The 12,531-nt window shown below is 62.1% G+C and carries 14 protein-coding genes; 6 read left to right on the top strand and 8 right to left on the bottom strand.

All coding sequences use genetic code 11. The features are described from left to right. Positions 1 to 8: 8 nt before the first annotated feature. The gene (ubiG, locus tag G502_RS0100365; protein WP_022726680.1) at positions 9 to 761 is read left to right on the top strand and encodes a bifunctional 2-polyprenyl-6-hydroxyphenol methylase/3-demethylubiquinol 3-O-methyltransferase UbiG; all 753 of its coding nucleotides are present in this window, start codon (positions 9 to 11) and stop codon (positions 759 to 761) included. A gap of 12 nt (positions 762 to 773) precedes the next feature. Here the strand turns inward: ubiG and G502_RS0100370 are convergent, their stop codons facing one another. Then, entirely contained in the window at positions 774 to 1,286 is a 513-nt protein-coding gene (locus tag G502_RS0100370) for a DUF1178 family protein (protein WP_022726681.1), read from the bottom strand. Between the two features lie 51 nt (positions 1,287 to 1,337). On the opposite strand from G502_RS0100370, the gene G502_RS0100375 reads away from it, so the two are divergent. Further along, complete coding sequence (locus G502_RS0100375) at positions 1,338 to 1,886, top strand: class I SAM-dependent methyltransferase (RefSeq protein ID WP_022726682.1); 549 nt, start codon at positions 1,338 to 1,340, stop codon at positions 1,884 to 1,886. Positions 1,887 to 1,904: 18 nt separating this feature from the next. Here G502_RS0100375 and G502_RS0100380 read toward each other — a convergent pair whose 3' ends face one another. The 3 genes from G502_RS0100380 to G502_RS0100390 all read right to left on the bottom strand — a co-directional run bounded on the left by G502_RS0100380 (position 1,905) and on the right by G502_RS0100390 (position 3,925). After that, positions 1,905 to 2,780, bottom strand: a complete 876-nt coding sequence (locus G502_RS0100380) for a carbon-nitrogen hydrolase family protein (protein WP_022726683.1) — start codon at positions 2,778 to 2,780, stop codon at positions 1,905 to 1,907. Continuing rightward, entirely contained in the window at positions 2,777 to 3,046 is a 270-nt protein-coding gene (grxC, locus tag G502_RS0100385; RefSeq protein ID WP_022726684.1) for a glutaredoxin 3, read from the bottom strand. The genes G502_RS0100380 and grxC overlap by 4 nt, the downstream gene beginning before the upstream one ends. 126 nt (positions 3,047 to 3,172) lie before the next feature. After that, complete coding sequence (locus G502_RS0100390; protein WP_022726685.1) at positions 3,173 to 3,925, bottom strand: ComF family protein; 753 nt, start codon at positions 3,923 to 3,925, stop codon at positions 3,173 to 3,175. Between the two features lie 74 nt (positions 3,926 to 3,999). On the opposite strand from G502_RS0100390, the gene G502_RS17945 reads away from it, so the two are divergent. The 3 genes from G502_RS17945 to msrP all read left to right on the top strand — a co-directional run bounded on the left by G502_RS17945 (position 4,000) and on the right by msrP (position 6,712). After that, positions 4,000 to 4,917 (top strand): methyltransferase domain-containing protein, encoded by a 918-nt coding sequence (locus tag G502_RS17945; RefSeq protein WP_040487431.1) that lies wholly within the window; start codon positions 4,000 to 4,002, stop codon positions 4,915 to 4,917. Positions 4,918 to 5,076: 159 nt separating this feature from the next. Then, positions 5,077 to 5,544 carry a Dps family protein gene (locus tag G502_RS0100400; protein WP_022726687.1) on the top strand — a complete coding sequence of 156 codons (468 nt, stop codon included), beginning with the start codon at positions 5,077 to 5,079 and terminating at the stop codon, positions 5,542 to 5,544. Positions 5,545 to 5,692: 148 nt separating this feature from the next. Beyond that, positions 5,693 to 6,712, top strand: coding sequence for a protein-methionine-sulfoxide reductase catalytic subunit MsrP (gene msrP, locus G502_RS0100405; protein WP_022726688.1), 1,020 nt, complete (start codon positions 5,693 to 5,695; stop codon positions 6,710 to 6,712). On the opposite strand, the gene glk is transcribed toward msrP, so the two are convergent. The 4 genes from glk to otsB are packed head-to-tail and all read right to left on the bottom strand — an operon-like array spanning position 6,688 to position 11,699. Next, positions 6,688 to 7,722 (bottom strand): glucokinase, encoded by a 1,035-nt coding sequence (glk, locus tag G502_RS17950; RefSeq protein WP_022726689.1) that lies wholly within the window; start codon positions 7,720 to 7,722, stop codon positions 6,688 to 6,690. The genes msrP and glk overlap by 25 nt on opposite strands. A gap of 4 nt (positions 7,723 to 7,726) precedes the next feature. Continuing rightward, positions 7,727 to 9,112, bottom strand: coding sequence for an alpha,alpha-trehalose-phosphate synthase (UDP-forming) (gene otsA / locus G502_RS0100420; RefSeq protein ID WP_022726690.1), 1,386 nt, complete (start codon positions 9,110 to 9,112; stop codon positions 7,727 to 7,729). Beyond that, the gene (locus G502_RS0100425) at positions 9,109 to 10,905 is read right to left on the bottom strand and encodes a glycoside hydrolase family 15 protein (RefSeq protein ID WP_022726691.1); all 1,797 of its coding nucleotides are present in this window, start codon (positions 10,903 to 10,905) and stop codon (positions 9,109 to 9,111) included. The genes otsA and G502_RS0100425 overlap by 4 nt, the downstream gene beginning before the upstream one ends. Beyond that, positions 10,905 to 11,699 (bottom strand): trehalose-phosphatase, encoded by a 795-nt coding sequence (gene otsB / locus G502_RS17955; protein ID WP_022726692.1) that lies wholly within the window; start codon positions 11,697 to 11,699, stop codon positions 10,905 to 10,907. The genes G502_RS0100425 and otsB overlap by 1 nt, the downstream gene beginning before the upstream one ends. A 214-nt stretch (positions 11,700 to 11,913) precedes the next feature. On the opposite strand from otsB, the gene G502_RS0100435 reads away from it, so the two are divergent. Further along, a complete protein-coding gene (locus G502_RS0100435) occupies positions 11,914 to 12,531 on the top strand; it encodes a LysE family translocator (protein ID WP_022726693.1) in 618 nt (205 codons plus the stop codon).

A 12,531-nucleotide genomic window follows, 5' to 3' on the forward strand; every position in this document is an offset into this window, starting at 1 on the left:
AGCCAGTCATGAGCAGGGGCCATTCCAGTTCGACCGTCGATCCCTCCGAGATCGACAAGTTCTCCGCCATGGCGGAGGCCTGGTGGGACGAGCAGGGCGATTTCGCCCCGCTCCATCGCCAGAACCCGACGCGTCTGTCCTACATTCGCGAACAGGCTTGCACGCACTTCCAGCGTGACCCCAGAGAACTCACACCCCTGAAGGGCCTGCGGGTCCTGGACATCGGCTGCGGCGGCGGCCTGCTGTGCGAACCGCTGGCTCGTCTGGGAGCGCAGGTGACCGGCATCGATGCGTCCGAAAAGAACATCGCCGTGGCACGCCTTCACGCCGAACAATGCGGGCTGGAGATCGATTACCGCTGCATCGCTGCCGAAAACCTGGCGGAGACCGGAGAGGTCTTCGACATTGTCCTGGCCATGGAGATCGTCGAACATGTGGCCGACGTGCCGGCCTTTCTCGATGCCTGCGCCAGTCTGCTGGACAAGGACGGTGCCTTTTTCCTCTCGACCCTCAATCGTACGACCAAGTCCTTCATGCTGGCGATCGTCGGTGCGGAATACCTGCTGCGCTGGCTGCCGCGTGGCACCCATGACTGGAAGCGTTTCCTGCGCCCTTCGGAAGTAACACGGCAACTGCGTCAATCGAACATGGAAGTCCGGGACCTGGCCGGCATGGTCTACAACCCGTTGAACGACAGCTGGCGCCTTTCGCGGCGCGACCTTGAGGTCAACTACCTGCTTTATGGCCAGAAGCTGCGCTGACGGCGCAAAGTCTCACGCATCCTCACGGGAAACCCAGGGCACACGGGCGAAAGGAACACCCTCTTCTTCCAGTTCCTCGGCCTCCTCGGGCGTGGTTTCTCCATAGATATTGCGCTCGGGCGCTTCCTCGTTGTGGATGCGCCGGGCCTCTTCGGCAAAGGATGAACCCACGTAGTCGCTGTTCGCCTCAACGTACTGGCGCAGGCTTCGCAGTGCCTGGCGCACCTCGGCCTCACTGGGCGGCTTCTGCTGAAGTTCCTGAGCCCCCTCAGGGGCAGGAGTCGCCGGTTCCCCAGTCTTCTCTGCAGGCACCTGCTGCCCTTCGGCCTCGGGCGCTTCCGTCACGGGTTCCTCGCTGCCGCCCTTGGACAGACGCGGTGCCATGATCGCCTTCTCCACCTTCTGCGAGCCGCACTGCGGACACACCACAACGCCTTCGGACACCTGTTGGTCATAGGCGGAACTGTCGCGAAACCAGACATCGAATTGATGCGCTTGCTCGCATCTGAGAGAGTAGAGAATCATGCTCCTGGCCTTGTCAGGCAGACTGTTACTGCTTCACTAGATGGCATCCGAATGAACACAAGTAAAGCCTCGCACTGCAACCCCGACCAGCCGGCATCCGCCTGGGTCTGCCGTTTTGCGTACCTGGCGCCGGAGAGCCGTCCCATCCTGGACATTGCGGCTGGGGCCGGCCGGCATACGCGCTATTTCCTGGGACGTGGCCACCCCGTCGTGGCTGTGGACCGCGACGTCCGCGCACTGCGCGACCTGGAGGACAGGCCGGGGCTTTCCATTTTCGAAGCCGACCTCGAACAGGATGCGCCGCCTCCCTTCGCAGGACGCGGCTTCGGTGCGGTGGTGGTCACGAACTATCTGCACCGACCACTCCTGCCAGCGCTTCTGGAAGCCGTCGAGCCCGGCGGCCTGCTGATCTATGAAACCTTTGCCAAGGGGAATGAACGCTTTGGCAAGCCTTCCAGCCCGGACCACCTGTTGAATCCCGGCGAACTTCTGCAGGCCTTTGCCGGTCGCTTGCGCATCCTGGCCTACGAGGATCTCGAATTCGAACAGCCGCGACCCGCCTGCATCCAGCGCATTGTCGCCCGCCGTGAAGGCATCTGAATTCGCGTCCGGAGTCTTTCAGGCTGCTGGGCCGGAAAATTCACTTTCGTAACTCAACGCCGGCACCATCCCGCGCGCCTTGGACACCTCGGCCGGATCGATTTCGGCCACCACGACGCCTGGCTCAGGGCCCGCATCCGCCAGCACCTCGCCCCAGGGCGCCACGATCAGGGCATGACCGTAGGTCTCGCGATTCTCGGCATGGGTCCCGCATTGCGCCGGCGCCAGCACGAAACACCCCGTCTCGATCGCCCGCGCCCGCAACAGCACATGCCAGTGCGCCTGGCCTGTGAAGCGCGTAAACGCGGCCGGCACGGAGATGAAATCGGCACCGGCGCGGGCCAATCCGCGATAGAGGTTGGCGAAGCGAACGTCATAACAGACGCTCATCCCCAGCCTGCCCCAGGGAAGTTCGGCCGTGACGGCCTCCCTACCGGGGCGGAAGGTGCGCGACTCGCGATAGGTCTGACCATCCGGAATATCCACGTCGAACATGTGGATCTTGTCATAGCGTGCCGCGATTTCACCGCCGGGACTCAGCAGAATCGAACGATTGGCCACGCGTTCCGGCGGGCCAGCAGCCGCTTCCTCAGCGCTGCGTGGATCTATTGTCAGGGATCCCAGCAACAGCCAGATATCCAGTTCCCTTGCCAGGCTGGCAAAGGCATTCAGGGCGGGATGGCCTTCCTCGGGCAAGGCATTCGCCAGAATGTTCCTGTGGCCGGGAATCATGAAACTGGTGTTCTCCGGTGTCAGGACGAAGTCCGCCCCCTGCTCGGCCGCCTTGCGGATCAAGACCGAGGCCTGGTCGATGTTGTCCTGCAAGTCCGTGCCGGCGGTCATCTGGATGCAGCCGGCCTTGAAGGGGGCTCCTCCCCCGGCTGGGGTCGTCATTCCTCGGCCTGTCCTTCCAGAAGCGGATCCAGCCGGCCCGCCGCCTCCAGCGCATAAAGCTCGTCACAGCCGCCGACATGAAGGCCATCGATAAAGATCTGTGGCACGCTGGACTTGCCGCCGGCACGTTCTGTCATTTCCACGCGCCGCCGGGGTGCCGAGAAGACATCGATCTCCTCATAGCGCGCCCCCTTGCTGTCCAGGAGTTTCTTGGCCCTGTAACAATAGGGGCACATGAATGAAGAATAGATCTCGATCTCTGCCATCTGTCCGCCTTACCCTTGCATCCGGTCACATCTAATCCTGTCCTGGCCCGTCTCAAGAGACAGACAACGACATCGCCATGATGCCCGTTCCATGACAGTGAAAAAAGTCCTGTCGTGCACCTTGCCTCACGCACCCGACTTCACCACACGTGCCAGGGTCAGCGCCTCGACCCGGGCGGCACCTGCTCGAAGCAGGGTCCTGGCGCAGGCCTCCAGGGTTGCTCCTGTCGTATAGACGTCATCGACCAGCAACAGGTTCGCCCCCGACACCCTTTGCCTGTCAGAGGCCCGTACTGTGAAGGCACCTCGTACATTCCTTTGCCGTTCACTCGGCGTCATCTGGCCTTGCGAGGCCGTCTTGCGCGTTCGCTCCAACAGGTCCACCGCCAGCTGTCCCCGGGGTGCCTGTGCCGCCAGTGGCCGGGCCAGCAAGGCGGCCTGGTTGTAGCGGCGATGAAACAGCCGCCAACGGTGCAGGGGCACAGGCACGACAAGGTCGCAGTCCTCGAGCAGGAGCCGGCCGGCCCGGGACATCCACTCGCAGAATATCGGTGCGGCATGCAGGTGATCGGCATGCTTGAAGCGCAGGATCATCTCACGGCTGGCGTCATTGTACTGGACGGCGCTTCTGGTCCGCTGGCAGGACGGCATCTGTTGCAGACAGGGGCCGCACAGACTGTCTTCTGCTGCCTCATATTCAAAGGGCAGGCCGCAGGCGGCACAAAGCGGCTCGGCTATGAAACTCAGACGACTCCAACAGGGGCCGCAAACCAGCCCCTGCTTGCCGACGGGCTTGCTGCAACCGGGGCAAAGTGGCGGCAGGACAGCATCCACAAGAGCGGTGATTTGCCGACGGCCTGTTGCCAGTAATGCGTCCATGACATCCTCCGGTGAAACGGCCGGAGGAAGATTCGGGACTTTCACCAGACTGCTTCCTGGGCCATATCTTGCGCATGGATGAGTCTATCGAGATTTTCGACCGGCGAACAGTCCGCCGACACCGTGATCGGGCCGCTGACGGCTTTCAGGAGCATGACTTCCTGTTCCGGGAGGTGGGCGAGCGCCTGCTCGATCGCCTGGACGACGTAAAGCGGGAGTTCTCCTCGATCCTGGAGCTGGGCTGCCGAACGGGCGGGCTCTCACCAGCCCTTCAACGCAAGTATCCAGAGGCAAACCTGGTCTCCTGTGATTTTTCACCCGCCATGGCCCTCCACGCCAAGCAGGAGTCAACAGCACGACCGATCGTAAACGTCGATGAAGAGGCCCTGCCCTTTGCGCCTGGAAGCTTCGACCTTGTCTTCAGCGTCCTGGACCTGCATTGGGTGAACGATCTGCCGGGCTGTCTACTGCAGTTGCGCCAGGCCATGCGCCCCGATGGGCTCTTCCTGGCAGCCGTGCTGGGCGGCGACACACTGTTCGAGTTGCGCAGCAGCCTGGTACAGGCGGAAACCAGCCTGGAAAGCGGTCTCAGCCCACGCATTTCACCAATGACGGAACTACGCGATCTGGGTGGCCTGCTTCAACGCAGCGGATTTGCACTCCCCGTTGCAGATGCCGACAACCTGACTGTGACCTACACCAACCCTTTCCGCCTGATGCAGGACCTGCGCGCCATGGGCGAAAGCAATGCCGCCTGCCACCGCCGCAGCAGCTTCAGCCGGCGCGAAACCTTGACCCGGGCGGCCGAGCTCTACTTCGAACAGTTCGCGGATGCGCAAGGACGCGTGCCGGCCACCTTCCAGGTCTTCTACATGACGGCCTGGTCCCCGCATGAAAGTCAGCCCAGCCCCCTGCGCCCAGGAACGGCAGCACAACGCCTGGCCGATGCCCTGGGCAGCCAGGAAGAGAGCACGGACGATCCAGTTCAATAGTTATATTATTTAGAATCAATTATTTATAACGTTGTTTAGATCGATTAAAAAAAATCCTTGCAGCCTGAGCGGAAAGACTTATCTAATAGGGGTAACACATAGCGGCGTGAAACCGCTCCTGGACGTTTCCCGTCATCCCGAAAGAAGGAGAGAAAAATCATGTCCCTCAACACCGGAATTCCCGCCGAAGATCGAAAGGTAATCGCCGAAGGACTCTCGAAGGTTCTCGCCGACAGCTATACGCTTTATCTCAAGACCCACAATTTCCACTGGAACGTCAGCGGTCCGCAGTTTGCCGCCCTGCACAGCTTGTTCGAAGAACAGTATCAGGAGCTTGCCAGCTCAGTTGACGAGATTGCCGAACGCATTCGCGCCCTGGGCCACACTGCACCGGGCAGCTACAAGGCCTTCTCGAAACTCACCTCCATCGAGGAAGCCGAGGACGTGCCGGATTCCAAGACCATGCTGAAGCAGCTTGCCGAGGACAACGAGACTGCGGCCCGCACGGCTCGCTCCGTCTTCCCGGCCACTGAAAGCGGCAATGACGAGGCGACGGCCGATCTTCTGACCCAGCGCCTTGCCGCTCATGAGAAGGCAGCCTGGATGCTGCGCGCCCACCTCGAGTGAGGCACAGACAGTCATTCAAGTTATGCAAAGCCCGCGGTTCCGCCGCGGGCTTTTTGCTGCCCGGCCGGCCGCGCACGAAGATGTGATTTTGACATGCGTGACTTCCGGACTATGTCAGAGTCTATAGGCAGATGCCGGGAGGAAAAGGATGTTGATTCGCAGAAAGCGCGGCTGGGAACTTGCCGAAAGCCAGGCAACCCCGGAAGAAATCTTTCGCAATCGTCGCCGTTTCATGCGCACGGCAGGCGCCGGTTCGCTGCTGCTCGCCGGAGGAGGTCTGCTTTCCGCCTGTGAAGACATGGACGGCGCCAACCAGGCCAGCGCGGCAGAGAGCGACGCTTTCGCCCAGGTAGCGGATGATCCCTCCTACGAGCTTTATCCCCTGGACCGTAACTCCCGATACCAGGCTGAACGAGACATCACTGAACGAGAGCTGGCCGGCACCTACACCAACTTCTACGAATTCGGCTCCTCGAAGAATATCTGGCAGAAAGCCCAGGACATGCCCATTCGTCCCTGGTCCCTTCGGATCGAGGGTGAGGTCGAGGAGCCCTTCGATATCGACATCGACGACCTTCTGGCGCGCATGCCCCTGGAAGAGCGCATATATCGCCTGCGCTGCGTCGAAGCCTGGTCCATGGTGATTCCCTGGTCAGGCTTCCAGTTGAGCCACCTGCTCGACCTGGCCCGGCCCACCTCGAACGCACGCTACATCCGCTTCACCACCCTGGAGGATTCCGAGGTCATGCCCGGCCAGCGGGCCGGATGGTATCCTTGGCCCTACATCGAGGGACTGACCATGGAGGAGGCCGCCAACGAGCTGGCCTTCATGGGTACGGGCATATACGGCGCCCCCCTGCCAAAACAGAATGGGGCTCCCTTGCGTCTGGTCGTGCCCTGGAAATATGGATTCAAGTCGATCAAGTCGGTCGTTTCCATCGCCTTCACGCGTGAACGCCCGGTTTCCTTCTGGGAGGAAATCGCCGGCAACGAGTACGGCTTCTGGGCCAACGTCAACCCCGAGGTGGCGCACCCACGCTGGAGCCAGGCCGAGGAACGCGTCATCGGCAGCGACGAGAAAGTCCCCACCGAGCTCTATAACGGTTACGGGGAGTATGTAGCCGAACTCTACGCCGATATGGATCAGGACGAACGCCTGTACCGATAGGCCGCACAGGCTGCCCGCTGTTCTGCCGGAAAGCTGAGCAGGTTCAGTAGACCAGGAAAAGTCGCGTTTTCATGCAGGATCTGGAACAGCGGAATATCGCCCAGGTAGCTCGAGAAACGGCCCTTGTCCACGAATACCTGGTGGAAGTGCTGGACATCGAACAGTTGGTCCAGATGCTGTAAGACAGCCCCTGTCAGATAAAAGCCCCCAAAGGCGCCATAGGCCAGCGCCGCATTGCTTGCCGTTATGGCCAGGAACTCGGTGAAAAGCCTGACGGCGTCCTGGCTGGCTTGGCATTCTTGCTGCTTGGCCCGCCTGACCACTTCTGCCGGGTCCAGCTCTTCCTCTTTCGCACCCTTCACGACGGAAACGGCCTGAAACAGGTTGACCAGACCCGGCCCGCTGACGACCCTTTCGACGGAAACATGATCCAGGCGCGCCCTCAGGACGGAAAGAACTTCCGCCTGTTCATCGTTCACGGCAGCCTGCGTCATGTGCCCGCCCTCGCCAACCACCGGGCGCCAGTCACCATTGCCAAGGGGCATCAGGGCCGCCATGCCGAGACCAGTACCGGGCCCCATGAGCGCACAAGGGCTGCGCAGCTGGACCGGCCGGTCATTCAGACGCCGGCAATCCTGATCCTGCAGCACCGGCAGCGCCAAGGACTGTGCGGTGAAGTCGTTGAGCAGAAGCACTTCCCTGCTGTCCAGCTGCTGCTCCAGCGCCGCAATATCTATCCACCAGCCGCGATTGGTCATCTTGATGAGCTGGCCGCGCACAGGGGCCGCGATGGCAAGGGCCGCAGCCGAGATGGGCGGACTGCCGGCTGACTCCAGGAAAGCCTGCAGGGCGGCCATGAAGGTCAGCTCTTCCGCTGCCTCCACCATAGTCTTCTTGATGGGCACGGAGTCAGCCGGCGCCCCGGATTCATAGAGGGTGAAACGGGCGTGTGTGCCGCCAATGTCGGCCAGAAGCCAATAGTCCTCCTCATGTCTGCCGGAGCGTGTCATGTCTTCAGTGGGCCTTCAGAGCTGCTATGAAACTCTTGCGCCAGGCCGTGATATCCTGTTGCCGGATGGTTTCCATCAAGGCGGACCAGCGCTCCTTGCGCTCATCCAGAGACATGCTGAGCGCCCGTTGAAGCGCCTCGCCTGTGTTCTCGTAATCCAGCGGATTGACGATCAGGGCTTCCTTCAGTTCATGCGCCGCCCCGGCAAAACGCGAGAGCACCAGGACACCGGGATCCTCGGGATCCTGTGCGGCAACGTACTCCTTGGCAACCAGGTTCATGCCATCGCGCAAGGGCGTGACCAGGGCCACCCGACTGTGGCGCAGCACCCCCGCCAGGGTCTTGCGGGCCAGGCCGCGGTTGATATAGCGCAGAGGCGTCCAGTCCACCTCGGAAAAACGCCCGTTGATGCGCCCGGACAGTCCTTCCAGGCGGCTGCGGATCAGCTTGTACTCCGGCACCTCCGTACGGGAGTAAGGCGCGATCTGCAGGAAGGTGACACGACGGCGGTTCTCGGGGTAGCGGTCCAGCAGGTGCTCGAACGACAGAAAGCGTTCCGGCAACCCCTTGCTGTAATCCAGACGGTCCACGCCGACCATCAAGGCGCGCCCGTCCAGGCTCTCGCGCAGCCGGTTGGCGATGTTCGAGCGCGAGCTTTCCCGGGCTGCCCCGGCAAAGGCCTCCGGATCGATGGAAATGGGGAAGACTTGGGCCCGGAACTGCCGGCCAAAGGCCTCGAACTCCTCGTTTGTGTGGACCTGGCCGCCGGCTTCGTGGGTGATGTAATCCTCGAAAGCCCGAAGGTCGCCAGGCGTCTGGAACCCGATCAGGTCACAGTGGCAGAGCGAGGAAATCAGTTCGCGATGATTGGGCAGGGTCGCGAAGACCTCGGCCGAGGGAAAGGGCGTGTGCAGGAAGAAACCGATGCGGTTCTTCACGCCGGCCTGACGCAGGTCCCGCGGGGCCATCATCAGGTGATAGTCATGCAGCCAGATCAGGTCGTCTTCCCGCAGCAGCGGCACCAGCTGGCTGACGAAGTTGGCGTTGACCCGCTGGTAGGTCCGGAAGTCCTCGCTGTGATACTCCATCAAGTCGGTGCGATAGTGCAGGACCGGCCAGAGGATGCGGTTGGCGTAGCCGTTGTAGTAGCCAGAGTGTTCGGCCGGTGTCAGGTCGACCGTAACCGTCTCGAAGGGATTATCCCGGGTTGGCTCGGCAATAGCCGGACTTGCGACCGGTGCCTCGCGTACGTTGCCGCTCCAGCCGAACCACAGGCCGTTGCTTTCGCGCAGTGTGTCCAGGATCGCCACCGCCAGACCACCCGTCGCGCCCTTCGAGGCTGTCTCGTTCACAGGGGCCACGCGGTTGGAAACGATGACGATCCGTCTCATTCCAGCGCCTCCCAGCTCTTGCTCAGGCGTGTGGCCGAGTGCACCACGCCCACCAGGGAATAGGTCTGGGGGAAGTTGCCCCAGAGTTCACCCGTTTCGGGATGCAGGTCCTCGGACAGCAGCCCCACGTGATTGCGGCAGGACAGCATGTGCTCGAACAGCTCCCGCGCCTCTTCGCGGCGTCCCACGGCGGCAAGCGCATCGATGTACCAGAAGGTACAGATTGTGAATGCCGTTTCGGGCACGCCGAAATCATCCGGGGCATGATAGCGATAGAGATAGTTGCCCTTCTTCAGCTCGCGTTCCACGGCCGCCAGTGTTCCCAGATAGCGCGGGTCCTGGGCATCGATGAAGCCCAGCTCGTGCATCAGCAGCAGGCTGGCATCGATGTCCTCCCCCTCGAAGGATTCGACGAAGCTCGACACCTTCTCGTTCCAGCTGCGCTCCAGAATGACGCTTCGCAGGCGGTCGGCCTCGGATCGCCAGAAACCATGCCGGTCCTCCAGGCCCAGGTGCCGGGCGATCCGTGCCAGGCGATCGCAGGCCGCCCAGCACATCAGGCTGGAATAGGTATGAACCTTCTGCTGACCCCGCAACTCCCAGGGACCGGCATCCGGCTGGTCGAAGCGCTGGCGCGCCTGCTCGCCCAGAGCCTCCAGGCGGCGGAACAGGTCCACCCCGCCAGGCGAGATCAGGCGGCAGTCGAAGAAGCACTGCGTGGCCGCCAGGACCACACTGCCATAGCCGTCGTTCTGGATCTGGGTATAGGCCTGGTTGCCCACCCGCACGGGTCCCATGCCGCGATAGCCGGGCAGGCTAGAAACCTTGCGCTCATAGAGATGCTCGTCCAGGCCAATCCCAAACACCGGCTGCAGGTATCCATCAGGCGCGCTGCTGACGATGTTCAGGATGTAACGCAGGAAACCTTCCATGGTCTTGGTCGCGCCCAGGCGGTTGAGCGCGTTCACCACGAAATAGGAGTCCCGCAGCCAACAGAAGCGATAGTCCCAGTTGCGCCCGGAGTCCGGGGCTTCGGGTACCGAGGTTGTCAGGGCTGCAATGATGGCGCCGGTTTCTTCGAAGTTGCTGAGCTTCAAGGTGATGGCCGCGCGGATGACCGCCTCCTGCCACTCGAAGGGGATCGAAAGCGACCGCGTCCAGCCGCGCCAGTAAGCATCGGTCTGCTCGATCATGCGCACAGCCGTCGCCTCGATGGATTCCGTCAGACTCTCGTCCGGCCCCAGGATCAGGTACTCATCCTGTTCCAGCAGGAACCAGCGTTCCGAAAGGACATAGGACAAAGGCGAGGTGGTATAGAGTCGCAGGGTCAGATCCGGCGCAATGAAGCGCGCATGATTGCTGCCGCGCGTCCGCTCTGGCACACCGGCACCATAACCATGTGCAGGCCTCAGGCACACGCGTACGCGCGGCGTACCCGCCAAGGGGCGTACGCGCCTCACCACCATGGTAGGACGGAAGGTGCGATCGAACTGCTTGTAGCGCGGGGCACAGTCCGTCACCTCTATGGCGGAACCGTCGGCGGAATAGAGCCGTGTGGTCAATACCGCGGAATTGCGCTGATAGAACTGTTCCGAGCGCTCGAAGCCATCCAGGTCGATGGCAAACAGGCCTTGCTCGACCCCGTCTCCGCCCAGCAGGGCATTGAACCAGGGGTCGCTCTCGAAATCCGGAAAGCAGCACCAGACAATACGGGCTGCCCGATCGACCAGTCCCCCCAATACACAGTTCCCTATCACAGCCAGGTCCAGACTGGATTTCACTTCCTTACGCATCACGCCTCTTCACGAGTATTTTCAGACAGGTTCACGCCTGCCAATTCAGACAGCCAGGCACGCAACCGCTCGGCCGAGGCCACCGACCAGCGGGCGGCAGTCGTTCTGGCACCCACCAGGATGGCATGCCCGTTCAGCGCATTCACCGTCTCGAACCCATCCTCATCCGTCACATCATCGCCAACAAATACCGGACAGCGGCCGGCAAAAGGCCGCTCCCTCATGAAGGCCGCGATGGCCGTTCCCTTGTCATGGCCGGGCACGCGCAGTTCGGCCACCATCTTGCCGCGCAGCAGGTGCAGCGGCGGACTGCTGACGCGCGCCAAGGCTTCCGCCAGTGCCAGAACCTCCGACTCCAGTTCGGGCGCCTTGCGATAGTGCACCGCCAGGCCGTGGGACTTGCGCTCGAGGAAGAGGCCAGCGTGGCGATCGACAAAAAGCGCCAGACGCGCCTCCACCTCGGCAAAGCCCTCCGGCAATTCAAGGCCGGGCAGCAGGCGTCCGTTTGCCATGCGCCTTTCCAGGCCATGCTGCCCCGCGGCCGGCAGATGCAGCGGTGCGAAGAGGCAATCCAGTTCCTTCAGGGGGCGGCCGCTGATCAGGGCAAGAGCCCCGCAAAGACGGCTGCGCAGCTTGCCGAGACTCTCGACCAGTTGCCGATCCGCGGAGACCGCCTCCGGGTGCTCGGCAATATCCAGCAGGGAGCCATCTACATCCAGGAAAAGTGCCCAGTCTTCGGAGAACTTGGGCAGGGCAGAGGAAGGATGTGTCGCAGGTTCTGCGGCCCGAATCATGACCTCGCCTTTGCAGGACTGGAAAACGGGGAATGCCTGAGATCGGCTTTTCAGGCACTTACCCTAGTCTCTCGCTTGGTGGCAGGCAACCCGACCGTCCTGCAAACACCCTGGAGAAGTGCAGGAGGAAACAGGATTATCACTTGCCTTCTGGCACGTAAGTGTGAGTCCTGAAACGAGACCAAGCTGTATCCGAACGATAAGAAGGCAGTCGATGGACCTCCTCCCCCTTTTCATTCAGGCTCTCGTGATCGGCTTTGCCCTGGCCATTCCCCTGGGGCCCATCGGCCTCCTCTGTATCGAGCGCACGCTCAGTCGAGGGATTGGTGCCGGTCTATCCACGGGCCTGGGTGTGGCCGTGGCCGATGCCATATTCGCGGCCCTCGTGGCCTATGGCGCGCGCTGGGTCGCCGACGAGATGCTTCCCTACCGCGACCTTCTTCGATACGCCGGCGGCCTGGTGATCATCCTGCTGGGTGTGCGGACCTGCCTTCAGTCCCCGAAGACCCGCTTGCCGCGCGGAGTCAGTCTCAGTGGTTCCACCTTCCTGACATCCTTCATGCTGACCCTGGCCAATCCCCTGGTTCTTGTGGGTTTCATTGCCATCTTTGCCGCCCTGGATCTGGGCGAGGTCATCCAGAGCAACCAGCAGGCGCTTCAGGTCATCGGCGGGATCTTCCTGGGATCCATGGTCTGGTGGCTCTGCCTGACCGGACTGATGGCCGCGATCCGCCATCACCTGGGCCAGCGTACTCTGGTCTGGTTAAATCGCGGCGCCGGCGCGGTTCTGATACTGCTGGGCATCCTGGTGATGATCTTCGGCGGGAAATAG

Origin of the sequence: Fodinicurvata sediminis DSM 21159 (assembly GCF_000420625.1) — a bacterium.
Lineage (GTDB): Bacteria > Pseudomonadota > Alphaproteobacteria > Kiloniellales > DSM-21159 > Fodinicurvata > Fodinicurvata sediminis.